Raw genomic sequence first — 23,115 nt, 5'->3', positions numbered from 1 at the left:
CGTGACCTGTCCGTCATGCCCGGGCTTGTCCCGGGCATCCACGATCTTCTATCGCTTTTGATGCAAAAACGTGGATGGCCGGGCATAGGCGAGCGGAAGCGACGCCGTCCTTCAGACGGCTATGCCCGGCCATGACGATGTGGGGCATTCCGTGAAAAGAATTGTGACGGCGTTCCTGGCGGCAATGACGGTGAGCTCAGCCCACGCCCAATCGCTCCCCGGCGGCTTCGTTTACCTGCGCGACATCGACCCCAGCATCATCCAGGACATCCGCTACGCCACCGCGAACAATTTCGTCGGCCGTCCGCTCGCCGGTTACAATGCCGGCGAATGTGTGGTGAAGCAGGAGGTGGGGCTGCGGCTGAAGGCGGTGCAAGCGGACCTCGCCGCGCAAAACCTCTCGCTCAAGATGTTCGACTGCTACCGGCCGGCGCGGGCCTCGCTCGACATGGTCAAGTGGTCGCAGAACGGCCACGAGACCGTCGCCGAGCGGCGCTACAATCCGAAGATCCCGAAGACCGAGCTGTTCCGCCTCGGCTACATCGCGAGCCGGTCGCAGCATTCGACCGGGGCCGCGCTCGATCTCACGCTGGTCGATCCCAAAGCCGACAACTCCGCCAAATATGATCCGTCAAAGAGCTATGCCGATTGCACCGCGCCGGTCGAGGCGCGCGCGCCGGAAGGCAGCGTCGACATGGGCACCGGCTACGACTGCACCGACACCAAGGGCCATACCGCGGCACCGTCGATCACGCCGGAGCAGCGTGCCTGGCGCAAGCGGCTGGTCGCTGCGATGGCCAGGCAAGGCTTTGTGAACTATTCGAAGGAGTGGTGGCATTTTTCTCTGCCGGGGGCCGGTGGGGCAGCCTATGATTTCCCGATCCAGCCGCGCCGGAACTAAAGTCCGCGCCGAGGAAACCTGATGACCCAGCCGAGCTTTGCGACCCACGAGGTCTTCAACCAGTCGCCCCCGTTCGAGGAAATCGACCTGTTCACTGTGGATCGGCCGCTGGTCGATGCGGTGAAAGCCAATGGCGGAGCGGCGGCGGAACGCGAGCTGTCCGCATTTGGCAAGCTTTGGGGCTCGGCCGCGATGGCCGATCGCGGGCGCCTGGCGAACGAGAACACGCCGAAGCTGCGCAGCTTCGACGCCAAGGGCAATCGCCGCGACCAGGTCGAGTTTCATCCCGCCTATCACGAGCTGATGGCGCACAGCGCCCATGCCGGCGTGCACAATTCGACCTGGACCGCGGATGGCAAACCTGCGGGCGATGCCGCGGAAGTCATTCGTGCGGCAAAGTTCTACATGGCGGCGCAAGTCGAGACCGGCCACCTCTGCCCGATCACGATGACGCGTGCCTCGGTCGGGGCGCTGGCGATGCAGCCGGACCTGCTGGCGCGTGTGATGCCGGTGCTGTCGACCAGGAGCTACGATCCGAGCTTCGCGCCGTGGTGGGACAAGCGCGGCATGACGCTGGGCATGGGCATGACCGAGAAGCAGGGCGGCACCGACGTGCGCGCCAACATGACGCGCGCCGTGCGCGAGGGCGATGGCTATCGCATCACCGGCCATAAATGGTTCATGTCGGCGCCGATGTGCGATGCGTTCCTGGTGCTGGCGCAGGCCGAGCAGGGTCTGACCTGCTTCTTCATGCCGCGCTTCGCGCCGGATGGCTCGGTGAACGCCATCCAGTTCCAGCGGCTGAAGGACAAGCTCGGCAATCGCTCCAATGCCTCGTCCGAGGTCGAATTTGTCGGCGCCTATGCCGAAAGGATCGGCGAGGAGGGCAAGGGCATCCGCACCATCATCCAGATGGTGCAGCTGACGCGGCAGGATTGCGCGATCGCCTCGGTCGGCCTGATGCGCTCGGGGCTGGCGCATGCGCTGCATCATGCCCGGCACCGCAGCGTGTTCCAGAAGCATCTCGCCGACCAGCCGCTGATGCAGGCGGTGCTGTCGGACATGGCGCTGCATGTCGAGGCGAGCACGGCGCTGATCATGCGACTCTGCCGCGCCTTCGACCGCACACCGCACGATGCGGCGGAAGCCGCCTATATGCGGTTGTTGACGCCCGCGATCAAATACTGGACCTGCAAGAGCGCGCCGCCGTTCCTCTATGAGGCCATGGAATGCCTCGGCGGCAATGGCTATGTCGAGGATGGCATTTTGGCGCGGCACTATCGGGAGTCGCCCGTCAACGCGATCTGGGAAGGCTCGGGCAACGTGATGTGCCTCGACGTGCTCCGCGCGCTCTCGCGCGAACCGGAAGCAGCGACGGCCGTGCTGAAATCGCTCGCGGCCGCGACGAAGGGCCTGCCGGGGGCGGAGGAGACGTTCGCATTCATCGGCAAGACGTTTCGCCGCGCCGACGGCGAGCGCGTCGCGCGGTTGGCGGTCGAGAAGCTGGCGCTGCTGGCCGCGGCTGCGGCGCTGAACGGCGTGTCTCCGCGCCATGCCGAACTGTTCGCAAGCACGCGTCTTGCAGCCGATCGCGCCAGCATGTACGGCGCCGTGGAGCTGGAGAGCGGCGAGGTCCGTGCGCTGCTGGAGCGGGCGTTGCCGTGAGTGTTCCAAACGAAAGCGTCCTGATGGATTCCCTTGATCCCGATCGCCCGCCGCTGACCGTGGCGCCGGCGACGCCACGCGTCTGGAAGTTTTGGGGCACGGCGCTGTGGGGCCTTTTCATCTTCGCCGCGATGTTCGTCGGACAGATCGGCGCCGTCGTCCTGTTGGTGGCGCAGCGTGGTCTTCCCATGGACTTCGCCTCGCTCCAGCTCGTCGGCCGCGATCCTCAGGCGCTCGCGCTCTCGGTCATCATGGGGCTGCCGGCGACGCTTCTGGCGGTGTGGCTCGCCATTGCCATCAAGAAAGCTTCCTTCATCGATTATCTCGCCCTGCACTGGCCGTCCTGGAAGCAGCTGTTGTTCGGTGCGGTCGGCCTCATCCTGATCGTCGTGGTTTGGGAGACGATGTCGCGCGCGCTTGGCCGCGAGGCGACGCCGGGCTTCATGACCGATCTGTTGAAATCGGGCCGCGACAAGGGCGCAGCACTGTTGCTGCTGTTCGCCTTCAGCGTGGCCGCGCCGATGTCGGAGGAGATCCTGGCGCGCGGCTTCCTCTTTCGCGGCTGGTCGGCGAGCTTTTTGCGCGTGCCCGGCGCGATCCTGCTGTCGTCGCTGGTCTGGACGATCGTCCACCTGCAATACGACATCTACTTCCTCGCCGAGGTCTTCACCATCGGCTTGTGGTTCGGCTACATGCGTTACCGCGCGGGTTCGCTCTGGCTCACCATAATCCTGCACGCGCTGAACAATCTGACCGCCGTGGTGCTGACGATGTGGTTGGGGAGTTAGGCCACCAGCGCAATCGCCACCGGCATCGTGATCGCGGCCAAGATCGTCTGCAGCGTGATGATTTGCGCCAGCAGCGGGGCGTCGCCGCCCATCTGGCGGGCGAGGACGTAGGCGCTCGACGAGGTCGGGACCGCCGAGCAGATCGCGACGATCGCCAGGCTTTCGCCTGACAGCCCGAACCAGACGGCGAGAGCGAGGGCGATTGCCGGCATCAGCACCAGCTTGAAGACGACGCCGATCGCAGCGCCGGCGCTCGGGCGCAGCAGGCCTTCGAGATGCAGGCCGGCGCCGGTGACGAGCAGGCCGATCGCGAGCGAGGAGCGGCCGAGCGCATCCGCCACCTCGTGCCAGAGCTTCGGCAGCGGCAGGTGGGTGACATTCACGAACAGCCCGATCGCGCAGGCCCAGATCAGGGGATTGCGCACCAAGGTCATGACGATGGCGCGGCCGGATTGTTTTTCCGGCGCGGCATAATGCGCGAGCACGGCGACGCTGAACACGTTGACGAGCGGGATGATGGCGACCATCGCCACCGAGGCGAGCGCCAGCCCGACCTCGCCGAACATGTTGGCGCAAACCGACAGCCCGACGAAGGTCTGCCAACGCGTCGCGCCCTGGAAGATCGAGGTGAAGGCCGGGCCGTCGATGCCGAGCCGCGTCAGGGCAGGGCGGAGCGCCAGGCAAAGCAGCGACATCGCCAGCGCCGACAGCAACAGCGCGCCGCCGACGCCGGCGACCGGCACCTTGGACAGGTCGGCCTTCACCAGCGTCTGGATCAACAGCATGGGAAACAGCACGAAATAGGTCAGCCGCTCCAGCCCGTGCCATTGCGTGTCCAGCCGCATCAGGCTGCGCTTCAGCACCACGCCGAGCACGATGAGGATGAAGACCGGCAGCAGCGCCGCGATCACGACGGCCATGGATCAGTCAGTCCCCGAGGCGGCGCGAAGATTGGCGAGGCGGTCGAGCGCGCCTTGCAGGATGAAGATCGCGGCATGCTCGTCGATCACCTCGGCGCGCTTGGCGCGGCTGACGTCCATCCCGATCAGCTCGCGCTCGACCGCGGCGGTCGACAGGCGCTCGTCCCACAGGCCGATCGGGAGCGCGGTCAGGCCGGAAAAGTTGCGGGCGAAGGCGCGGGTGGATTGCGCCCGCGGACCCTCGCTGCCGTCCATGTTGATGGGCAGGCCGAGGACGAAACCAGCCGCCTTGCGCTCGGCCGCGATCGCGAGCAGCCGGACGGCATCCTGCTTGAACTGCTTGCGCTGGATCGTCTCGACGCCGGTGGCAAGCCGCCGGTCCGGGTCGGATACGGCCACGCCGATGGTCTTGGTGCCCAGATCCAGCCCGACCAGCGCGCCGCGCGCGGGCCAGTGGGTTGCAGCATCGACGAGAGGCAGGATAAGAGCCGGCATGGCCTAGCGCATATCACGCGTCGCGCCGCGGAGTGAACCCGGAACAATGGATGCGCTGACATTATTCGGTCTGGTTGCCGTCACGGCGATGCTGGTCACTTACGCCCTGGAGGATCGCAGCCATTGGTTCGTGCTGCTGTTCGCAATCTCCTGCGCGCTCGGCTCGGCCTACGGGTTCTTGCAGGGCGCCTGGCCGTTCGGCCTGGTCGAGGCGATCTGGGCCGTCGTGGCGCTGCGGCGGTGGCACCTCAGGCCGCGGTAAGGTCGGGGGGTGGGCGAGGGCGCTTGGGTCCTCGCCCGTGAGGCGCTTGCCGCTCAGCGGATCGCGATCGGGTTGATCATCGCTTGCACGCCGCCGGTCCAGCGCGGCTGTCCCAGTACGAACAGGAATTCGTATCCCTTGTCCTTGGCAAGCGCGGCCGTGTCCATGTTCTCGAGGATGTAGGTCCCGTTCATCGCGAGCAGGATCTGGTGGACCTCGAACACGTTCTTGGACTCGAATGGCAGCACTTCGAGCGCCCAGGTGTCGGCGCCGATCGCGACGACGCCCTTGCCGGTGAGATATTTCGCGCCCTCGACGCCGAGACCCGGCTCGCCGGCCGAATAGCGCTTGTCGTCCTTGCCGATCAGGCTGAGCCAACCGGTGTGGAAGATCACGACGTCGCCCTGGCGGATCTCGACGCCTTGCTTCTTGGCGACCTCCTCGATCTCCTTGACATTGAAGGCGGTGCCTTCCTTGACGATGTCCGTGTCGTAATAGGCGGCCATGTCGAGCAGCACGCCGCGCGTGACCATTGGCGGCACCTTCTCGATGCCGAGCTTCTTCAACCCGTTGGGGTCGGCGAAGTCGGCGAGCTTGTTGCCGTTGTAATAGACGTGCTCGACGCCGAGATGGCCGAGCCCGTCGAGCTGGCTGCCGATGCCGACCCAGGTGTCGAGGATGTCGTCGTTATAGGTCGCCTTGTTGGGCCCGAGGCCGGGAATGCCGGCCTGTCCGGGCTGTACGATGGTGAGCTTGAATGCGCGCGGTGGATAGGCCGGCGTCTGCGGCGTGACGGGAATGCCGAGTGCGTAGGTCTTGCCGGTCTTTACCAGCGAGGCGGCTTTCACCACGAGCTCGGGCGTCATGTAGTTGGCGGCGCCGATCTCGTCGTTCGGCCCCCATTTCGATTTGGTCCAGTCCTGTGCGCTTGCAGTTCCAGATATCGCCGACAACGCAGCGACGCAGCACAACACGAGGGTATTGCGCATCGATAGTCCTCCCAATGTTTTTGTCGATGTTTGGTTCGTTGTGGTTTTGCGCTGGCCAGTGACGCATCGTAACGCAGAAGGAGCGTGCGCTTCAAAATGATTCAACGCGCTGCGCTGCGAGAGCTGAGCGCAACGCAACGCGCGATCGATTCAAGTACGACAGATTTGTGACAGCGAATTTCGCGCGATGGAACGATGCGTCGTGTCAAGCCGCGATGACGTCGTCATCCTGCTTCAGGCAGGCGGCAAAACCGCTCAGTGCGCTGGTTTGATGTCCAGCGCAGCGCTGGATGAAAAGCGTCTCGACGCGCGCATGCGCGGCGCTCAGCGTGTGGATCGAGACGCTGCCGTTCATGGCGCTGCGTTCGACGACTGCACGCGGCAGCAACGTCACACCCATGTCGGCGGCGACGCAGCCGATCATGCCGTCGAGTGTGCCGAGCTCGAAGCGCGCGGCCGAGGGCCAGCCGAACTCGACGAAGATCTGCTCGAGCCGTTGGCGGTAGGTGCGGCCGGTGCGGAACACCAGGGCGGTCGGGCCGGACTCCGGCGTGCCGGCACGCAGCTCGGCGAGCGAGGTCCAGCGCCGCGCGCTGACCAGCACCAGCTCCTCGCGGAAAGCGCTCGTCGCAGTGAGGTCAGCATGCGCGATCGGACCTGCGACGAAGGCGCCATCGAGCGTACCTTCGAGCACGGCTGCAACGAGGTCGGCGGTCGGCGCGGTGCGTAAGGAGAGGCGCACGGCAGGAAATCGGCGGTGGAAATCAGCGAGAAGCGGCGGCAAGCGCACCGCCGCCGTCGTCTCCATCGAGCCGATCGCCAATGGTCCCTTTGGCTCGCCATCGTCGCGCGCGGCGAGCACGGCCTCGTGTGAGAGGGCGGCCATTCGTTGCGCGTAAGGCAAAAGACGCCTGCCGGCGCCGGTCAGCGTCATGCCACGCGCGTGCCGCTCGAACAGCAGCGTGCCGATCTCCGCCTCCAGCGCCTTCACGCGCTGGGTGACGTTGGACTGCACGGTGTTCAGCTCCTCAGCTGCGCGGGTAATGCCGCCGACGCGGGCAACGACGGCAAAGGTCTTGAGGTCGCTGAGTTCCATGGCCCGTTTCTCTTTTGAGATGGCAGCGTTCTATAGAATTCAATTTTGAAGAATGCTAATCCGGCCTAGTCTGCCTGTCCAGAGTGGGAGGACTCATGCCGATCGCCACGCCGCTGACGGAGATGCTCGGGATCAGGCATCCGATCCTGTCGGCGCCCATGGACACGATCGCGGGCAGCCGGCTGACCCGCGCTGTCAGCGAGGCCGGCGGATTCGGCATCCTCGGCGGCGGATACGGCGACCGCGCCCGGCTTCAGGCAGAGGCCGCAGAGCTGAAGGGCTTTGCGCCGTTCGGTATCGGCTTCATTACCTGGAGCCTGGCAAAACAGCCCGCGCTGCTCGACATTGCGCTCAACGCCCGTCCGCAGGCAGTGATGTTGTCATTCGGCGATCCCGCGCCGTTCGCGCCGCGCATTGCGGCGGGTGGTGCACGGTTGATCTGCCAGGTGCAGAGCGAGGACATGGCCAGGCAGGCGCTCGATGCCGGCGCGGAGATCCTGATCGCGCAGGGCACCGAAGCCGGCGGCCATGGCGCCTCGCGCACCACGCTCGACATCGTGCCCGCAATCGTCGATCTCGCAGCCGGGCGTGTGCCGGTCGTCGCGGCTGGCGGGATCGCCGACGGACGGGGCCTTGCCGCCATGATGATGCTGGGCGCATCCGGCGCGCTGATCGGCACGCGCTTCTATGCGAGCGTGGAGGCCAACGGCGCGCAGGAGGCCAAGGCGCGCATTCGCGATGCCGGCGGCAATGACACGGTGCGTGGCGTCGTTCCCGACTGGTCGCGACAACTGTTCTGGCCGGCTCCGTTCACCGCACGTACGCTGGTGAACAACCACATCAAGACTTGGACCGGCCGCGAGGTGGAGCTGCTGCAGCGCGCGGACGAGGTTGCCAAGGACTATGCCGCCGCAAAAATGACGGGCGATTTTGAAGTCGCCGCGGTCTTCGCCGGGGAGGCGGTTGGCCTGATCCATGATATCCCACCGGCGGCCGATATCGTCGAACGCATCGTAATCGAGGCCGAGCAACTCTTGGCCGGCCGTCGCAACTCCATCATGTCCGCCTGAACTGCGAGAGAACAACCATGTGGCCTGACCGTCGATTGATCGACCTCTTCAAGACAGAATTCCCGATCGTGCTGGCGCCGATGGCCGGTGTGATGGATGCGGAGCTGGTGATCGCCGCCGCGCAAGGCGGGGCGCTCGGATCGCTGCCTTGCGCGATGCTGTCTCCAGAGAAGATCCGGGAGCAGGTCGCAACCATCCGCAAGGGCGTGCCGGCGCCCATCAACCTGAACTTCTTCTGCCACACGCCGGTCGAACTCACGCAGGAAGCGGAGGCGCGCTGGAAGCAGCGTCTTGCGGACTATTACCGGCAACATGGCCTTGACCCGGCAGCGCCGGTCAATGCGGCCAACCGGGCGCCGTTCGATGAGGCGATGTGCGCGGTCGTGGAAGAATTGAAGCCGGAAGTCGTCAGCTTCCATTTTGGCCTGCCGGAGAAGGCATTGCTCGACCGGGTCAGGGCGGCCACTTGTCTCGTGATTGCGTCGGCCACCACGGTGAAGGAGGCCGTCTGGCTCGATCAACGCGGTGTCGATGCCGTGATCGCGCAAGGTGCGGAGGCCGGGGGACATCGCGGCATGTTCTTGACGGACAAGATCGCCGAGCAACCCGGCAATCTTGCGTTGGTGCCGCAGATCGTCGACGCCGTGAAGGTGCCGGTCATTGCCGCCGGCGGCATCGCGGACGGACGCGGCATCGCCGCGGCCTTCGCGCTCGGGGCCTCCGGCGTGCAGATCGGCAGCGCGTACCTGCGCTGTCCGGAATCCAAGGTGACCGCGGCGGGGCGCGCCGCACTCGCCGAAGGACGCGACGATTCCACCGTCATCACCAATGTCATGACGGGGCGGCCGGCGCGCGGCGTCCAGAATCGGCTGATGCGCGAAGCGGGCCCGATCTCGCCGGATGCGCCGCCGTTCCCCCACGCCGCGACGGCTCTGGCACCGCTCAAGGCGGCAGCCGAGAAGCAGGGCCGCCCGGATTTCACCAATCTCTGGGCAGGACAGGCGATCGCCATGGGCCGGGAGCTTCCCGCGGCCGAATTGACCCGGGATCTCGCCAAATCGGCGCTGGCCCGCATGAAAGCGCTGGCCGGCTAAGCCCGCCGGCCGGTTGCGGCGCAAAAGCGGCCTCTGCTATACGGCACATGGGTTTTGCCGTGAGAGGCCTTATATAATGTCCGTCGACGCCGCTACCGTCCGCCGCATCGCGCATCTGGCGCGCATTGCGGTTTCCGAGGACGAGGTTCCGCATCTGCAGGGCGAGCTCAATGCCATGCTCGCTTTCGTCGAGCAGCTCTCGGAGGTCAATGTCGAGGGCGTGGAGCCCATGACCTCGGTCACCCCGATGCAGATGAAGAAACGGCAGGACGTCGTCAACGACGGCGACATCGCCGACGATATCGTTGCCAACGCGCCGGCGACCGAGGGGCACTTCTTCCTGGTGCCGAAGGTTGTCGAGTAACTTTTAGGACGTGGTCCGATGTGTCTGCTTTGCGATGATGAGAAGGCCTATCAGGCCTACATGAACTATCTCGACAAGATGGAGCGGCAGGGCAAGGCCGCCGATCCCAATGTCGCCGTCAATGCCGTGCTCGACGAGATCGAGGCCGCCGCGAATGCGGCCGCCAAAAAAGACGACCCGGCCAACGACAAGACCCTGTCTCCGTTCTTCTGCAGCCCGATCAATAAATGACCGATTTGACATCTCTGACGCTCGCCGAGGCCCGCAAGGGTCTCGCCGACAAGACTTTCACGTCCCTCGAGCTGACCGACGCGCACCTTTCCGCGATCGAAGCCGCGCGCGTGCTCAATGCCTTCGTGATGGAGACGCCCGACCAGGCGCGCGCCATGGCGCGCGAGGCCGACGCCAAGATCGCCAAGGATGATGCCGGTCCGCTCGCGGGCATTCCACTCGGCATCAAGGACCTCTTCGCAACCAAGGGCGTGCGCACCACCGCGTGCTCGAAGATCCTCGGCAATTTCGTGCCGACCTATGAGTCCACCGTCACCTCGCAGCTCTGGCGCGACGGCGCGGTGATGCTCGGCAAGCTCAACAATGACGAGTTCGCCATGGGCTCGGCGAACGAGACCTCGTGCTTCGGTCCGGTCGGCAATCCCTGGCGGCGCGAGGGCAGCAACACCACGCTGGTGCCGGGCGGCTCGTCCGGCGGCTCCGCCTCGGCCGTGGCGGCGCTGCTCTGCATGGGCGCAACCGCGACCGATACCGGCGGCTCGATCCGCCAGCCGGCGGCGTTCACCGCGACCGTCGGCATCAAGCCGACTTACGGCCGCTGCTCGCGCTGGGGCATCGTCGCCTTTGCCTCCTCGCTCGATCAGGCCGGTCCGATCGCGCGCAGCGTGCGCGATGCCGCGATGCTGCTGCGCTCGATGGCCGGCCACGACCCCAAGGACACGACGTCGGTCGATATCGCCGTGCCGAATTACGAGGCCGCGATCGGCAAATCCGTGAAGGGCATGAAGATCGGCATTCCCCGGGAGTATCGCCTCGACGGCATGCCGGCCGAAATCGACAGACTGTGGAGCGAGGGGCGTGCGTGGCTGGAGGCCGCCGGTGCCGAGACCGTCGAGGTTTCGCTGCCGCACACCAAATACGCGCTGCCGGCCTATTACATCGTGGCGCCGGCGGAGGCGTCCTCGAACCTCGCGCGCTATGACGGTGTCCGTTACGGCTTGCGCGAGCAGGGCAAGACCATCACCGAGCTCTACGAGAATACCCGCGCGGAAGGGTTTGGTGCCGAGGTGCGGCGCCGTGTCATGATCGGCACCTACGTGCTCTCGGCCGGCTATTACGATGCCTATTATCTGCGCGCCCAGAAGGTGCGCACGCTGATCAAGAAGGATTTTGAGGATTGCTTCGCTGGGGGGGTCGACGCGATCCTCACCCCGGCGACGCCGTCGGCGGCCTTCGGCATCGGCGAGAAGGGCGGTGCGGATCCGGTCGAGATGTATCTCAACGACATCTTCACGGTGACCGTGAACATGGCGGGCCTGCCGGGCATCGCCGTGCCCGCCGGCAAGGACGCGCAGGGCCTGCCGCTCGGCCTGCAATTGATCGGCCGTCCGTTCGAGGAGGAAACGCTGTTCTCGCTCGGCGAGGTGATCGAGCAGGCCGCCGGCCGCTTCACGCCCGCGAGGTGGTGGTGAATGTCGCTGGCTTCATCGCCAGCCTCGACGGCGCGGTCCCCGCGCCGGAGCTGAACGCGCCGCTGAGAGGTCTCTGGTGGGCCGCCAAGGGCGACTGGGACCAGGCGCACAAGATCGTTCAGGACGACAGCAGCCGCGACGCAGCCTGGGTGCACGCCTATTTGCACCGCGTCGAAGGCGATCTCGGCAACGCCGGCTACTGGTACCGCCAGGCCGGCCAGGTCGCCGCAAAGGATTCATTGGAAGCGGAGTGGCAGCGGATCGTTGCCACGCTGCTCGGGAGCAAGACATGAGCACGGCCACGCACAAGCTTCTTAAAGGTGCCACCGGTGACTGGGAGGTTGTCATCGGGATGGAAATCCACGCCCAGGTGACCTCGAACGCAAAGCTGTTCTCGGGCGCCTCGACCGCGTTCGGCGGCGAGCCTAACAGCCAGGTGTCGCTGGTCGATGTCGCGATGCCGGGCATGCTGCCCGTCATCAACGAGGAATGCGTCAGGCAGGCTGTCCGGACCGGGCTCGGCCTCAACGCGAAGATCAATCTGCGTTCGGTGTTCGACCGCAAGAACTATTTCTATCCTGACCTGCCGCAGGGCTACCAGATCAGCCAGTACGCATCGCCCATCGTGGGTGAGGGCGAGGTGACGGTCGAGCTCGACGGCGGCAAGACTGCCACTGTCGGCATCGAGCGGCTGCACCTTGAGCAGGATCCCGGCAAGATGTTGCACGACCAGTCGCCGTCGATGTCCTACATCGACTTCAACCGCTGCGGCGTGGCGCTGATGGAGATTGTCTCGAAACCGGACATTCGCGACGCCGAGCAGGCCAAGGCCTATGTGACCAAGCTGCGCTCGATCATGCGCTATCTCGGCACCTGTGACGGCGACATGGAGAAGGGAAGCTTGCGGGCCGACGTCAACGTGTCCGTGCGCAAGCCCGGCGCGCCGCTCGGCACCCGCTGCGAGATCAAGAACATGAACTCGATCACCTTCATCGGCCAGGCGATCGAGTACGAGGCGCGGCGCCAGATCGAGATCATCGAGGACGGCGGCAAGATCGAGCAGGAGACCCGCAGGTTCGACCCCGACAAGGGCGAGACGCGCTCGATGCGCTCCAAGGAAGAGGCGCACGACTACCGCTACTTCCCCGATCCGGATCTGCTGCCGCTGGAGTTCAGCCAAGCCTTCGTCGACGAGCTGAAGGCGAAGCTGCCGGAGCTGCCGGACCAGAAGAAGGCGCGCTTCGTCGCCGATTTCGGACTGTCGGCCTATGATGCGAGCGTGCTGGTCGCCGAGCGCGAGAGCGCATTGTTCTACGAGACCGTGCTCGACAAGCTCGCCAACCGCGCGCGCGACGGCAAGATGGCGGCGAACTGGGTGATCAACGAGCTGTTCGGCCGTCTCAACAAGGAAGGCCGGGATATTACGGGCTCTCCGGTCGGCGCCGAGCAGTTGGCTGCGATCATCGACCTGATCGGCGAGGGCACGATCTCCGGCAAGATCGCCAAGGATCTGTTCGAGATCGTCTGGCAGGAGGGCGGCGATCCCCGCGCGCTGGTCGAAAGCCGCGGCATGAAGCAGGTGACCGACCTCTCGGCGATCGAGAAGGTGGTCGACGACATCATCGCGGCCAATCCCGACAAGGCCGCTCAGGTCAAGGACAAGCCGCAGTCGCTCGGCTGGTTCGTCGGTCAGGTGATGAAGGCGTCGGGCGGCAAGGCCAACCCGCAGAGCGTCAACGACCTGCTCAAGTCCAAGCTCGGCGTCTAGCGCCAGCGCATCCGAACGAGGTGACGGAGCGTATCCGTCACCTCGCTTGCCGTTCGCGGCGCGACGCTCGCGCGCATCCTCGGCAGCAAACTTCATCCGATCAGACGCGATGTGACCACCGAATCGCCGTCACGCGATTCGCGCAAAACGGCGGCTCGCGCACGCTTCGACGAGCGCGCCCGCCGTTAATCATGAAAATATTTTCGTTGCCAAAAGTCGCGACTCAGAGTCCGCGGAGCGCCCTTGCGAGGTGATCGCGCGATTGCCGATGCACGTCGTCGCGATGATCGCGCGCGATGCGCGCGTACAGAAAAATACTTGCTGCATAGTGTTTTCCTGCAATCGCATATGCCGCGCACATCGATGTCGCGAGCACTCCGCACGGTCGATCGCACGCGTCATGCAGTGCGTTTGCATCGCGCTCGCCAAGCGCACGCACGTTGCGTCGTCAACACTTCTTTAAGCGAGACGCTGTTTTTTTCGTCGTGTTGGTGTATTCGGGATGAGTGTGCATTCGATCCCCGACTGCATGCAGCGATTAAAGCCATCTCACACATCGGAGGGCAACATGGCCAAGAAAGCGAAGAAGGCGAAGAAGGCGAAGAGCGCAGTGAAGAAGACTGCGAAGAAGACCCGCAAGGTCGCGAAGAAGAAGAAGTAACTTCGACTTCTGAAGTTGCCGGCTCTAGCAGCCGGCACGTCATCAGCGCCTTGAGGTTCTGATCGACGATAGAGGGTGTCGGCGAGACATCAGGTCAACGGTCGGATCGTTCGTTTCGACGGTCCGGCAGAAGAAACGAGTTTTCTTCGTTCGGTGCGGTTCTCCGCAAGGAGCTCCGCAATTTCACGAGCGGCCTTCGGGCCAACGTGAAATCTGGTCCTGACGTGTTCGCCGACGCCCTCGTTCTCCTGACGCCGGGGCATTGCCGGCATCCCTTTCCCCAGACATTGCTGATCCGACCACGGCGCGACCGCGCTGCCTTGTTCGAACTGCCTTTGGGCACGCCTGGGCTGCGGCCCGACGCACGCCGTTCGCATGCAGCTTCTCCGTTCGCGGTGTCATCGCCCGGCTTGCCGCCTTCGCTGAAGCTTCGGCGCGCCGAGTGCCGTGCGAACCTCGTCGTAGGCTAGGCGGAGCCGGGACCGGGCGATCCAGTACTCCGGGACGGCAGCGATTGAATCGATGGGCTGCGGCGTACTGGATTCCTCGCCTGTACGGGGAATGACAGCACGGGGCGTGGCCTCGACGGCGATCCCGCACCCCACATCGTCATCCCATCACACGCACGACAGCGCGCGATGGTTATCGATGTCCCAAAATCCTGCGGTAAACAGAATCTGACGAAACGCGGAAGTGCCTGCAAATCAGGGACTTTTTGAAATCCTTGGGCCGACGCCGCACGGGCGCGTTTACGTCTGCTTCATCGCGATACTTAAACTGCCATTCAAATTTGCCCGCCATCATCGCCTCCAACAAGCCGGCAAACGGCAATGGGCAAGAAGCCCAGGGGATGAGTTGAACAGTGCAAGATCCCGGGAAGGGTCATGCACATCGGAAGTTGGACGGGAGCCGCGCTCGGGGGAACGAGGCGGCATAAGAACAAAGGGGATGCGTTATGTTTCAGGGTACTTTCGATCTGGAGACGGCAACGCCGATCGACACGACCGCGCTGTCGGACGTGCTGTTCGAGCGTGGGATCTATTGGGCGAGCGGCCGCTCCGGCCTCGTCGATCTCGTCGCCGCGCATAAATGGTTCAACCTCGCCGCGCTGAAGGGCCGCAAGGACGCCGTGGCGCTGCGCCAGGAAGTTGCCGGGCAGATGTCGGAGGCCGAGATCTCGGCCGCGCAGCGCGAGGCGAGGGCGTGGGTCTCCACGCACTGAACTTGCGAGCCGCATCCGCACCCGTGTTCTCACGGGTGGGCCGGTTGCGCTGAATCAAGTTTCTTCGTCGTGCCGCCACCTAAGACCCGGTGGCATGAACGATCCCGATACGAATGGACGATGGCTACCGATTCAGATCGCGCCTGATGAGTGCGATTTGGAACTCGGACGTCGGCACAAGACGGGGATCTTGCCCTGGCCGTTTCCGTGCCGGCGCAGGTCTGGCGTTTGGTTCAACATCTGGGCCGACGAGGCGGTGCTGATTTCGCCCTCGCATTGGCGGATCTGGCGGTTCCGCCGCTAGGCGCGGGACGCACATATAGAGGGATGGTGCGAAACGAGTTGAACTCGCCGCGCCGATCCTTGCGCCAGGCTTTCGCCTCGGCCTCAATCGCTTTCAGGCGAAAGACCGCACAGACCTTGGTTGATTCTGCCGCTGGTGGCGGAGAGGGAGGGATTCGAACCCTCGATACAGCTTGAGACCGTATGACGCTTTAGCAAAGCGTTGCCTTCAGCCACTCGGCCACCTCTCCGGTGCGAGCCTTATGCATCTAATTGCTTGGGCCGGTCAATTTGGAAGCGCGTGTTTTCGCTCGAATATTCCCAGCGATCTTCAAAATCAGACCGGCTTGCTTCCGGAGTGAGAACCCCCGGCTCGCGAGAGAACGGACGCAGAAGCTGGAATGCCCGACGCACGTCGTTACGGTGTTCTAGCGTCTAAGGGCATTGTCTCCGCTGTAAGTAACTGTACTAGCTGAAGAATTCTAAATTTTGCGGGCGATGGCCTGTTGCGGGGGTGAATCCCTTCGTTCCCCATTGTGTTGGTAGTGCATTGATTTTACTTGTTTTTCTTGCTGAGTGCCCGCTTCCGCACGTAGAACGAGCTGCTCCTTGATCGTAACCGCCCGGACGGTCCGTCGATTCTGGTAACGATGCTTTCGGCGGCGCCGCCGGCTGGGTCGGATGGGCCTTCGCGGGACCGGTTGCTATGGTCAACGAGTCGAATTGAGGGAGAACGGGCTTGGCGAACGAGTTGCAGGCCAAATTTCGGCGTGCTGTCGATGCCTTTCAGGCGAGGGACCTGGCGAAGGCGGAAAAAATACTCGAGCAGATCAGGAGATCCTCCCCGAACATCTTCGACGTCGAGCACTTCCTGGGTGTGATCAAGCTGATGCAAGGTCGGTTTTCGGACGCCGAGATTCATCTCAAGGCGGCGGTCGCCTTGAATGGAAACAGCGATGAGGCGCTCAGCAATTGCGGATACGCGCTCAAAGCCATGAAGCGGCCTGAGGAGGCCCTCGCATATTTCACCCGTGCATTGGCAGTCAATCCGCGAAATCCTGTTTCATACCACAACAGGGGTTCGATCCTTGCGGAGTCCGCGCGAAACTATTCGGAGGCGATCGATCAATTTGACAAGGCGATAATCTTCAATCCGAACTTTGCCGATGCGTATTCGAGCAAAGGCCATTGCCTGGAGAAACTCCGGCGTTATGTGGATGCGCTCGTCGCCTATGACAAAGCCTTGTCGATCAAGCCTGACCTGGAGACTGCGTGGCTTGGCCGGGGGAATGTTCTCCGGAAACTCAAGCGCTATGATGAAGCCCTCGCAACCTACGGCAGGGCGCTGTCGGTCAAACCTGGTTTCCCGGATGCGTGGGTCGGCCGGGGTGACGTTTTTGCCGATCTTGCGCGCTATGACGAAGCTCTTGCTGCGTACGACGAGGCGCTGTCGATCGAGCCTGATTTCGAAGGCGCATGGGTTGCTCGCGGCAATGTCTTCTGGAGCCTGAAGCGTTATGACAAGGCATTGCCCGCATATGACAAGGCGCTGTCGATCAGGCCTGACCTGGAGAACGCCTGGCTCGGTCGAGGCAATTTATTCTATGATTTGCAACGGCATGACGAGGCCTTTGCTGACTATGAAAGGGCGTTGTCCATCCGGCCTGATCTGGCAGAGGCGTGGCTTGGCAAGGGCAACGCTCTCACCGAGCTGAAGCGCTATGACGCTGCCTTTGCCGCTTATGATCTGGCCTTGTCGATCAAGCCCGATTTGGCGGAAGCCTGGCTCGGCCGGGGCAATCTTTTCATCTATCTCAAGCGCCACGACGAGGCTTTCGCGGCCTTGGACAAGGCACTGTCGATCAAACCCGACCTGAATGGCGTCGAAGGCGCGCGCCTTTATGCCAAGATGAATGTTTGCGATTGGAGCGCTTGGGAGGACGAACTCGGTCATTTGCTCGAAGCGGTGCGAGCCGGGAAGGTCGCCAGTTCTCCTTTGGTGATGCTGTCATTGACGGATGAGCCCGAGGATCATTTGCGTTGCGCCAAAGCATGGGTGGCTGCAACGGTTCCGCCGGTTTTCGGGTTTGCTCCGACGCACGTGGTCCACGAGCGCGACAAGATCAGGGTCGGCTATGTCTCCCCTGACTTTCGTCAGCATCCGGTCGCGCAACTGACCGCCGGAGTTTTCGAGAACCACGATACCAATCGATTTGAGACCTATGCCTTTTCGATCGGTCCAAACGACAACAGCGATCTGCGCAAGCGACTGGAAGGATCTTTTCATTGCTTTATCGACTGCCAGGACAAGAATGACCATGAGATCCTGGAGGCGATAAAGGATGCGCAGATAGACATTCTTGTCGACCTCGCAGGACACACTCAGAACAACAGACTGGCGCTCTTCGCCTCACACCCTGCTCCGATCGTCGTCAATTTTCTCGGTTTCGCGGGTACGTTGGGCAGCAAGAATCTCTCAGACTACATCATTGCCGATCGCACCGTGGTGCCAGAGACGAGCGATCAGTTCTTCGAAGAGAAGGTGGTTCGTTTGCCCGGCTGCTTTATGCCGCGGGATACCAAGTGGCCGGCGGTCGACGGTGCGATACTCAAAAGAGCTGAGCATGGTCTGCCGGAGGATGGCATCGTTTTTTGCTGCTTCAACAATGCCTATAAGATCAATCGTCCCTTGTTCGGTCACTGGATGAACATTCTGAAGAAGGTTGATCGATCGGTTTTGTGGTTGTCCAACATGGCGGAGGCTGCAAAATCCAACCTGCGAAACGAGGCCTATAGTCTCGGTGTCGATCCGGATCGCCTGGTCTTCGCAAGGTTCGTTCCGACATTTTCCGACCACTTGGCGCGCCATCGCCTGGCGGATCTCTTTCTGGACGCCCTGCCGTACAATGCGCATACGACTGCGAGCGATGCCTTGTGGGCGGGCCTACCGGTCCTGACGCAAATCGGGAACAGTTTTGCGGGGCGCGTCGGGGCAAGCTTGCTCAACGCTTTTGGCTTGCCGGAACTGATCACGCGAACAGGCGAGGAATACGAAGCGCTCGCCGTCGAACTGGCTCTCGACACGCAAAAGCTTCACAGCATAGGGGAGAAACTGCGGGAGAGCCGCTCGACGGCGCCTCTGCTTGATGCGACCCTTTATACGAAGCACCTGGAAGCGGCTTTCGAGGCAATGCATCACAGGCACCGGACAGGGCAGGCGCCGGACCATATCGAAATTCGAATGCTCGGTTGACGAAGTCCCTGACAGGTCAAGCCATCAGGTCGTGAGCGCGCCCAAGCCGCGTAGGGATCGAGGCCGGGATTGTGCTCCGGGGAATCGATATCGCGCCTCCCTTCGGGACAGGGAACCTTGTCGATTGGCCAGCCGGTGGCCCCCGCTCCGAGTCGTCTCCGGTGTCCGTCGTTCCTCCCATTTCAGGTGCGCTCGATGTGGGGACACCGCGTGTGTGTCCCTATCGATTCTGCGATTCTCTCCCTCGAGAGACCGCAACAAGAGGGCCGTAGCCTTGCGGCTCTCCTTGGCGAGCCATAATCGGGGAACTCTGCCGAGGCAAAAGAGTAATTCTAAAACCTCATATGTTTCAATGGCTTGTCGAGGTGCTTTGATCACATCTGCGTGTTATTTGTGCAACACCCGTTGGAAAACAAGCTTCATGGGCCCGTTTCGAAGCGTTCTCTTGTTGTGTGTGCAAGGACGTTCGGTAATTGTGACTGAGCGACGGAGGGGGGCATCCCGAGGTCGTCCCGTTTAGGTCATTCGCTTAAGTCCCTCGCGTTCATGCGGGTGTGTCCGAAGGCGCGAAGGGGGCCAAGGCGGTGATTTGAAGGGGGTTGGGGAATTGGCCGTCCGGTCAGTGACCTTCCCTGAAGAGCAACTTGGAGGTTTAACATGAAGTTGGTTAAGAGCCTTTTGCTCGGCTCAGCGGCGGGTCTGATCGCCGTGGGCGGAGCTCAAGCAGCCGATCTGCCCGTGAAGGCCAAGGCGGTCGAATACGTGAAGATCTGCTCGCTGTACGGCGCGGGCTTCTACTACATCCCGGGCACCGACACCTGCATCAAGCTGGGTGGCTATCTGCGCGCTGAAGTCGCGCTGAACACCAACTCGAGCTTCAGCGGTCAGCTCACCGGCAACAACGGTGCGCGCAATCGTCTGACGAACTACTACACCATGCGCGCTCGTGAAGATCTCAACATCGACACGCGCACCGCGACCGAGTACGGCGTCGTCCGTACCTTCTTCGACGGCGTGTTCTCCTGGACCACCGGCAACTACGCCGGCACGGGCAGCGCGACCGGCGCGACCGCCTACAGCGGCACGCTGGCGCTCAACACGTCGAACCCGACGGCGCCCGCGCTCGTGGGTTCGTCGATCAACGGCACCGACGGCAACACCTCGGGCGGTTCGCTCGGCGTTTACTACGCCTTCATCCAGTTCGCTGGCTTCACCATGGGTAAGGCCGTGTCGCAGTTCGACGCGCCCTGGACCAACTATCCCGGCAACAACTTCGACAGCCTCGTCGGCGGTTCCGGCACGGTCACTGGTGTCAACCAGTTCACCTACACCGCTGACTTCGGTCAGGGCGTGACTGCGTCGTTCTCGGCTGAAGACGCGACGGCCTACTACCAGGCCGGCAACATGAACCTGACCGGTGCTTCGGCGACCGGTATGATTGGCGGCGCCTATGGCTCCAACGCCATCGGCGGTTCGCGTTCGCCGAACCTCGTCGGTATGGTTCGTGTCGACCAGGCCTGGGGTCTGTTCCAGGCGTCGGTTGCCGCTCACGACAACCACGTCGCCTACTACGGCGCCAACGAAGCCACCGGTCACCCCGACGACAAGTGGGGTTGGGCGGTTCAGCTCGCTCTGTCGATCAAGAACATCCCGACTGGTGCGGGTGACGTGATCAACATTTCGGGTGTCTACACCGACGGCGCGACCCGATACAACTTCCAGAACCTGGCGGGCAGCACCTACTCGATGTTCGGCAGCTCCGGCATCGCCTACCAGAGCGTCGGCTTTGCCTTTGCTCCGGACACCGTGTTCGTCACGGGCGGCCAGCAGGAAACCGTCAAGACCTGGGGCTTCCGTGGTGCTTACACCCATAACTGGGATCCCTACTGGAACACCGCGCTTTACGGTGCCTACGCTCAGGCGCAGTACGGCTCGACTGCAAAGAACGCTCTCTGCGGCGTCGGTGGCACGTTCGTAACGGGTGCCTCTCAGGCTGGCGTCACGGGCTGCAACCCCGACTTCGCCATCGGCCAAGTCGGTATCATCACCCGCTGGACCCCGGTCAAGAACCTGACGTTCTCGGCTGACCTGAACTGGACCCATCTGGACCAGAAGTATGCCGGTACTGTTGCTTACGCTGGTTCGGGCACGACGGCCAAGCCAGCCACTGTGTACGAGCTCAAGGATCAGGACACCATCACCCTGCTCCTCCGCGCTCAGCGCAACTGGTAAGTTCGGTCTAACGACCTGACAGAGAGCCCCGGCGGGAGACCGCCGGGGCTCTTCTTTTGTGCGCATGGAAGGCGGGCAGCGGTCGAAAGCACGGACCCGGCCCCGCATCTCCGTACGAAAGAGGCCACCAGAACAGAGGCGGCCTGTCAGGTGTTCTGAACCGCAACCGTCCTTATTTCAGGTCCAGGGTCCGGCAGTAGTTGGAGCTCTCGATGCTGGTCCAGCCTCTCTCCATCCTGTTAGTTTGGCACTCGTAGAACGTCTTGAAGTTGAGAACGTTTCTGCAGTTGTGACCCACGCCACTGGACAGGGAGCATTGAACCCCTGAGCCATTGTTGGTTTGGGCTGCGACTTTGATGGGGGCGGCGCTCACTGGCGCAATCGACATGGAGACGAGAGCAAGAGCGGAAATCATCGACGACTTCATAGCTTTCCTCCTTTTCTTGTTATCGGGGCCGGAAAGGCCGGCCCCGCACGGAGGGTAGCGAGGCGCGCAAGAGATGTCACGCTCAATCCAGAGATGTGGCGTCGAAGCGCGCTCTTGCTGCCGAGACGAAGGGGCTATTCCACGCTGCCGGCGCCGCGGCGCAGATCAGCCTCGATCTGCAGGCGCGAGCCGCCACCGAAGCGGGCACGGTAGACCTGAAGGTTCTCCATGATTCGCTGCACGTAATTGCGCGTCTCGGAGAACGGAATCAGCTCAACCCAATCGACCGCATCCACCTTCGGGTCCCGCGGATCGCCGTAGCGGTCGATCCACTTCTTCACGCTGCCGCGGCCGGCATTGTAGGCGGCGAAGGTCATGATGTAGGAGCCGCGGTAATCCTCGAGCAATCCGCCGAGTTCGGCCGAGCCGAGCGTGGCGTTGTAGACCGAATCGTTCTTGAGCCGGCCCAGATCGTAAGTCGCGCCGTGCCGCTTGCAGACATAGCGCGCGGCGTCCGGCGTGACCTGCATCAAGCCGTAGGCCTGCGCCGGCGAGACTACCGACGGGTTGAACGCGCTTTCCTGCCGGGCGATGGCGTAGACGATGCTGCGCTCGACCTCGGGGCCGATCGGCGTGAATTGCGGAATGCCGTTGACGGGGTAGGCGTAGAAGTCGAAGGGCAGGCCGCGGTTGAGCGCGGCCTTGCCGAGCAGCAGCATGCCTCGCGCGTCGCTGTAGCGCTGCGTCAGCTCGCCGAGACCGGCAAGCGCTTCGGGATCGCCGTTCTCGCCCATGTCGGCGAGCAGGGGGATCGCCATCTCGCGCTCGTCGAGCTCGTAGAGCAGATGCGCCGCGCGCACGATCTCCAGCCGGTCGGCGCCGCGCCCGCGCGGCTGGCTGTTGAGCTCGATCTGCGGCAGGCCGAGCTTGGCGCGTGCGAGCTGGCCGTAATAGCTGGTCGATTGCTCGGCGGCCCGCGCGTAGGCGTTGCGCGCCTCCTGCTGGCGCCCCATCGCCTCGGCGGCGCGGCCCTGCCAGTAGCCGGCACGCGCCAGCGCGGTCGGATTGACGCTGCCGACGCCGATGCGGGCAAAATGCTGCGCGGCGGTCGAGGGGTCGTTGAGGAAGCGCAGCGCGATCCACCCGGCGGTGAACTCCTGCTCGGTCTTGTAGATGTCGCGCGAGGGCAGCGCCGCATCGCGCGCGATCAGATAGGCGCTGCGGAATTCCTCGGTGTCGATCATCTTGCGCGCGAGAAGGCGCCGCTCGATCCACCATTCGTCGAGATTGTGCAGCCGGCCCGGATCCTTCGGCGCTGACAGCATCAGCTGGGCCGCTTCCGCAAACTTCTCCTCGCGGCGCAAGAGCTGGATCTTGCTGAAGATGAAGCCGGGATCGCTGTGCAGCTCGCGCGGCACCGCGTCGAGCAGCGCGCGTGCGTTCGGCGCCTTCTTGACGGCGGCGATGCGGGCCTTGGCGAGCGCAACGTAGCCGGCGCCGAGGCGCTTTGCGGCGCGCAGCGCGGCTTCGTTCTCGCTGCCGTAGAGCAGGGTGTCCATCCGCGCCTTCTGGTCGCCCGGCGTCAGCAGGGCGCCGAACTGGTCGAGCGCGTTGTTCTCGGTCTCCTCCGACATCGGATCGCTGCGCCAGGCCTCGCGCACCAGCCGCTCGGCGTTGGCGCGGTCGCCGCGCGCCAGCATTGCCCTGGCGAGCGTGAAGCGGCCCTTGGCGGAAATCGGGGACTCGTTCTCGAACCACGACCACGCCACGGACTCGTCGCGCCTGTCGTCCCACATCGCAGCCTCGAGGCGCCGGCGCAGGAAGGTCTGCGACGGCCAGCTCGGATTGGCGGAGAGGAAGGCGCGGTAGCGCTCCACGGTCGCGCCATTGTCCTCGCTGCGCAGGATGATCCATTCCGCGAGT

At 63.6% G+C, this 23,115-nt stretch carries 19 protein-coding genes and 1 tRNA gene; 14 read left to right on the top strand and 6 right to left on the bottom strand.

The window, feature by feature from the left end; translation table 11 throughout:
• Positions 1–184: 184 nt before the first annotated feature.
• From SE92_RS06005 to SE92_RS05995, 3 genes are read left to right on the top strand one after another with little or no spacing between them, the layout of a single operon-like run.
• On the top strand, positions 185–901 hold the full coding sequence (locus tag SE92_RS06005) for a M15 family metallopeptidase (RefSeq protein WP_063194904.1): 717 nt from the start codon (positions 185–187) through the stop codon (positions 899–901).
• A 21-nt stretch (positions 902–922) separates the two neighbouring features.
• Complete coding sequence (locus SE92_RS06000) at positions 923–2,566, top strand: acyl-CoA dehydrogenase family protein (RefSeq protein WP_063194903.1); 1,644 nt, start codon at positions 923–925, stop codon at positions 2,564–2,566.
• 23 nt (positions 2,567–2,589) lie between these two features.
• On the top strand, positions 2,590–3,354 hold the full coding sequence (locus SE92_RS05995; protein WP_063194902.1) for a CPBP family intramembrane glutamic endopeptidase: 765 nt from the start codon (positions 2,590–2,592) through the stop codon (positions 3,352–3,354).
• Here SE92_RS05995 and SE92_RS05990 read toward each other — a convergent pair.
• The gene (locus SE92_RS05990) at positions 3,351–4,274 is read right to left on the bottom strand and encodes an AEC family transporter (RefSeq protein WP_063194901.1); all 924 of its coding nucleotides are present in this window, start codon (positions 4,272–4,274) and stop codon (positions 3,351–3,353) included. The two genes, SE92_RS05995 and SE92_RS05990, sit on opposite strands and share 4 nt — an antisense overlap.
• Before the next feature lie 3 nt (positions 4,275–4,277).
• Entirely contained in the window at positions 4,278–4,769 is a 492-nt protein-coding gene (gene ruvX / locus SE92_RS05985; RefSeq protein WP_063194900.1) for a Holliday junction resolvase RuvX, read from the bottom strand.
• 46 nt (positions 4,770–4,815) lie between these two features.
• On the opposite strand from ruvX, the gene SE92_RS05980 reads away from it, so the two are divergent.
• Positions 4,816–5,031: a hypothetical protein gene (locus SE92_RS05980; protein ID WP_063194899.1), complete on the top strand. Its 216-nt coding sequence runs from the start codon at positions 4,816–4,818 to the stop codon at positions 5,029–5,031.
• A 53-nt stretch (positions 5,032–5,084) separates the two neighbouring features.
• Here the strand turns inward: SE92_RS05980 and SE92_RS05975 are convergent, their stop codons facing one another.
• A complete protein-coding gene (locus SE92_RS05975; protein WP_063194898.1) occupies positions 5,085–6,020 on the bottom strand; it encodes a cyclase family protein in 936 nt (311 codons plus the stop codon).
• A gap of 205 nt (positions 6,021–6,225) precedes the next feature.
• A complete protein-coding gene (locus tag SE92_RS05970) occupies positions 6,226–7,116 on the bottom strand; it encodes a LysR family transcriptional regulator (RefSeq protein ID WP_063194897.1) in 891 nt (296 codons plus the stop codon).
• A gap of 95 nt (positions 7,117–7,211) precedes the next feature.
• On the opposite strand from SE92_RS05970, the gene SE92_RS05965 reads away from it, so the two are divergent.
• The 8 genes from SE92_RS05965 to SE92_RS05930 all read left to right on the top strand — a co-directional run bounded on the left by SE92_RS05965 (position 7,212) and on the right by SE92_RS05930 (position 14,998).
• Positions 7,212–8,186, top strand: a complete 975-nt coding sequence (locus SE92_RS05965; RefSeq protein WP_063194896.1) for an NAD(P)H-dependent flavin oxidoreductase — start codon at positions 7,212–7,214, stop codon at positions 8,184–8,186.
• 17 nt (positions 8,187–8,203) lie between these two features.
• Positions 8,204–9,280 carry an NAD(P)H-dependent flavin oxidoreductase gene (locus SE92_RS05960; RefSeq protein ID WP_063194895.1) on the top strand — a complete coding sequence of 359 codons (1,077 nt, stop codon included), beginning with the start codon at positions 8,204–8,206 and terminating at the stop codon, positions 9,278–9,280.
• Positions 9,281–9,356: 76 nt separating this feature from the next.
• On the top strand, positions 9,357–9,644 hold the full coding sequence (gene gatC, locus SE92_RS05955) for an Asp-tRNA(Asn)/Glu-tRNA(Gln) amidotransferase subunit GatC (protein WP_063194894.1): 288 nt from the start codon (positions 9,357–9,359) through the stop codon (positions 9,642–9,644).
• 18 nt (positions 9,645–9,662) lie between these two features.
• A complete protein-coding gene (locus SE92_RS05950) occupies positions 9,663–9,875 on the top strand; it encodes a hypothetical protein (RefSeq protein WP_018321091.1) in 213 nt (70 codons plus the stop codon).
• Positions 9,872–11,347: an Asp-tRNA(Asn)/Glu-tRNA(Gln) amidotransferase subunit GatA gene (gene gatA / locus SE92_RS05945; protein ID WP_063194893.1), complete on the top strand. Its 1,476-nt coding sequence runs from the start codon at positions 9,872–9,874 to the stop codon at positions 11,345–11,347. Before SE92_RS05950 ends, gatA begins: the two co-directional genes overlap by 4 nt.
• Positions 11,338–11,640: a hypothetical protein gene (locus tag SE92_RS05940; protein ID WP_157095163.1), complete on the top strand. Its 303-nt coding sequence runs from the start codon at positions 11,338–11,340 to the stop codon at positions 11,638–11,640. Before gatA ends, SE92_RS05940 begins: the two co-directional genes overlap by 10 nt.
• Positions 11,637–13,115, top strand: a complete 1,479-nt coding sequence (gatB, locus tag SE92_RS05935) for an Asp-tRNA(Asn)/Glu-tRNA(Gln) amidotransferase subunit GatB (RefSeq protein WP_063194892.1) — start codon at positions 11,637–11,639, stop codon at positions 13,113–13,115. The genes SE92_RS05940 and gatB overlap by 4 nt, the downstream gene beginning before the upstream one ends.
• A 1,616-nt stretch (positions 13,116–14,731) precedes the next feature.
• On the top strand, positions 14,732–14,998 hold the full coding sequence (locus SE92_RS05930; protein ID WP_063194891.1) for a hypothetical protein: 267 nt from the start codon (positions 14,732–14,734) through the stop codon (positions 14,996–14,998).
• Between the two features lie 440 nt (positions 14,999–15,438).
• Here SE92_RS05930 and SE92_RS05920 read toward each other — a convergent pair.
• Positions 15,439–15,531 (bottom strand) — tRNA-Ser (locus SE92_RS05920).
• Between the two features lie 488 nt (positions 15,532–16,019).
• Here SE92_RS05920 and SE92_RS05915 point away from each other — a divergent pair.
• Both SE92_RS05915 and SE92_RS05910 read left to right on the top strand, forming a co-directional pair.
• Positions 16,020–18,533, top strand: coding sequence for a tetratricopeptide repeat protein (locus SE92_RS05915; protein ID WP_063194889.1), 2,514 nt, complete (start codon positions 16,020–16,022; stop codon positions 18,531–18,533).
• Between the two features lie 657 nt (positions 18,534–19,190).
• Positions 19,191–20,765 (top strand): porin, encoded by a 1,575-nt coding sequence (locus tag SE92_RS05910; protein WP_063194888.1) that lies wholly within the window; start codon positions 19,191–19,193, stop codon positions 20,763–20,765.
• Between the two features lie 561 nt (positions 20,766–21,326).
• Here SE92_RS05910 and SE92_RS05900 read toward each other — a convergent pair.
• A partial coding sequence (locus SE92_RS05900; RefSeq protein ID WP_063203365.1) for a lytic transglycosylase domain-containing protein occupies positions 21,327–23,115 on the bottom strand: 1,789 nt, incomplete at its 5' end.

It is taken from the genome of Bradyrhizobium sp. AT1, assembly GCF_001590795.1.
In the GTDB taxonomy this organism is placed as follows: domain Bacteria; phylum Pseudomonadota; class Alphaproteobacteria; order Rhizobiales; family Xanthobacteraceae; genus Bradyrhizobium.
The sequence above is the reverse complement of the archived record's forward strand: the minus strand, read 5'-3'. Positions and strand labels throughout refer to the sequence as shown.

What these genes read in the sequence shown, in the direction of transcription:
- SE92_RS06005 (WP_063194904.1), top strand. Translation starts at nt 185, where the DNA reads ATGACGGTGAGCTCAGCCCACGCCCAATCGCTCCCCGGCGGCTTCGTT.
- SE92_RS06000 (WP_063194903.1), top strand. Translation starts at nt 923, where the DNA reads ATGACCCAGCCGAGCTTTGCGACCCACGAGGTCTTCAACCAGTCGCCC.
- SE92_RS05995 (WP_063194902.1), top strand. Translation starts at nt 2,590, where the DNA reads ATGGATTCCCTTGATCCCGATCGCCCGCCGCTGACCGTGGCGCCGGCG.
- SE92_RS05990 (WP_063194901.1), bottom strand. Translation starts at nt 4,274, where the DNA reads ATGGCCGTCGTGATCGCGGCGCTGCTGCCGGTCTTCATCCTCATCGTG.
- ruvX (WP_063194900.1), bottom strand. Translation starts at nt 4,769, where the DNA reads ATGCCGGCTCTTATCCTGCCTCTCGTCGATGCTGCAACCCACTGGCCC.
- SE92_RS05980 (WP_063194899.1), top strand. Translation starts at nt 4,816, where the DNA reads ATGGATGCGCTGACATTATTCGGTCTGGTTGCCGTCACGGCGATGCTG.
- SE92_RS05975 (WP_063194898.1), bottom strand. Translation starts at nt 6,020, where the DNA reads ATGCGCAATACCCTCGTGTTGTGCTGCGTCGCTGCGTTGTCGGCGATA.
- SE92_RS05970 (WP_063194897.1), bottom strand. Translation starts at nt 7,116, where the DNA reads ATGGAACTCAGCGACCTCAAGACCTTTGCCGTCGTTGCCCGCGTCGGC.
- SE92_RS05965 (WP_063194896.1), top strand. Translation starts at nt 7,212, where the DNA reads ATGCCGATCGCCACGCCGCTGACGGAGATGCTCGGGATCAGGCATCCG.
- SE92_RS05960 (WP_063194895.1), top strand. Translation starts at nt 8,204, where the DNA reads ATGTGGCCTGACCGTCGATTGATCGACCTCTTCAAGACAGAATTCCCG.
- gatC (WP_063194894.1), top strand. Translation starts at nt 9,357, where the DNA reads ATGTCCGTCGACGCCGCTACCGTCCGCCGCATCGCGCATCTGGCGCGC.
- SE92_RS05950 (WP_018321091.1), top strand. Translation starts at nt 9,663, where the DNA reads ATGTGTCTGCTTTGCGATGATGAGAAGGCCTATCAGGCCTACATGAAC.
- gatA (WP_063194893.1), top strand. Translation starts at nt 9,872, where the DNA reads ATGACCGATTTGACATCTCTGACGCTCGCCGAGGCCCGCAAGGGTCTC.
- gatB (WP_063194892.1), top strand. Translation starts at nt 11,637, where the DNA reads ATGAGCACGGCCACGCACAAGCTTCTTAAAGGTGCCACCGGTGACTGG.
- SE92_RS05930 (WP_063194891.1), top strand. Translation starts at nt 14,732, where the DNA reads ATGTTTCAGGGTACTTTCGATCTGGAGACGGCAACGCCGATCGACACG.
- SE92_RS05910 (WP_063194888.1), top strand. Translation starts at nt 19,191, where the DNA reads ATGAAGTTGGTTAAGAGCCTTTTGCTCGGCTCAGCGGCGGGTCTGATC.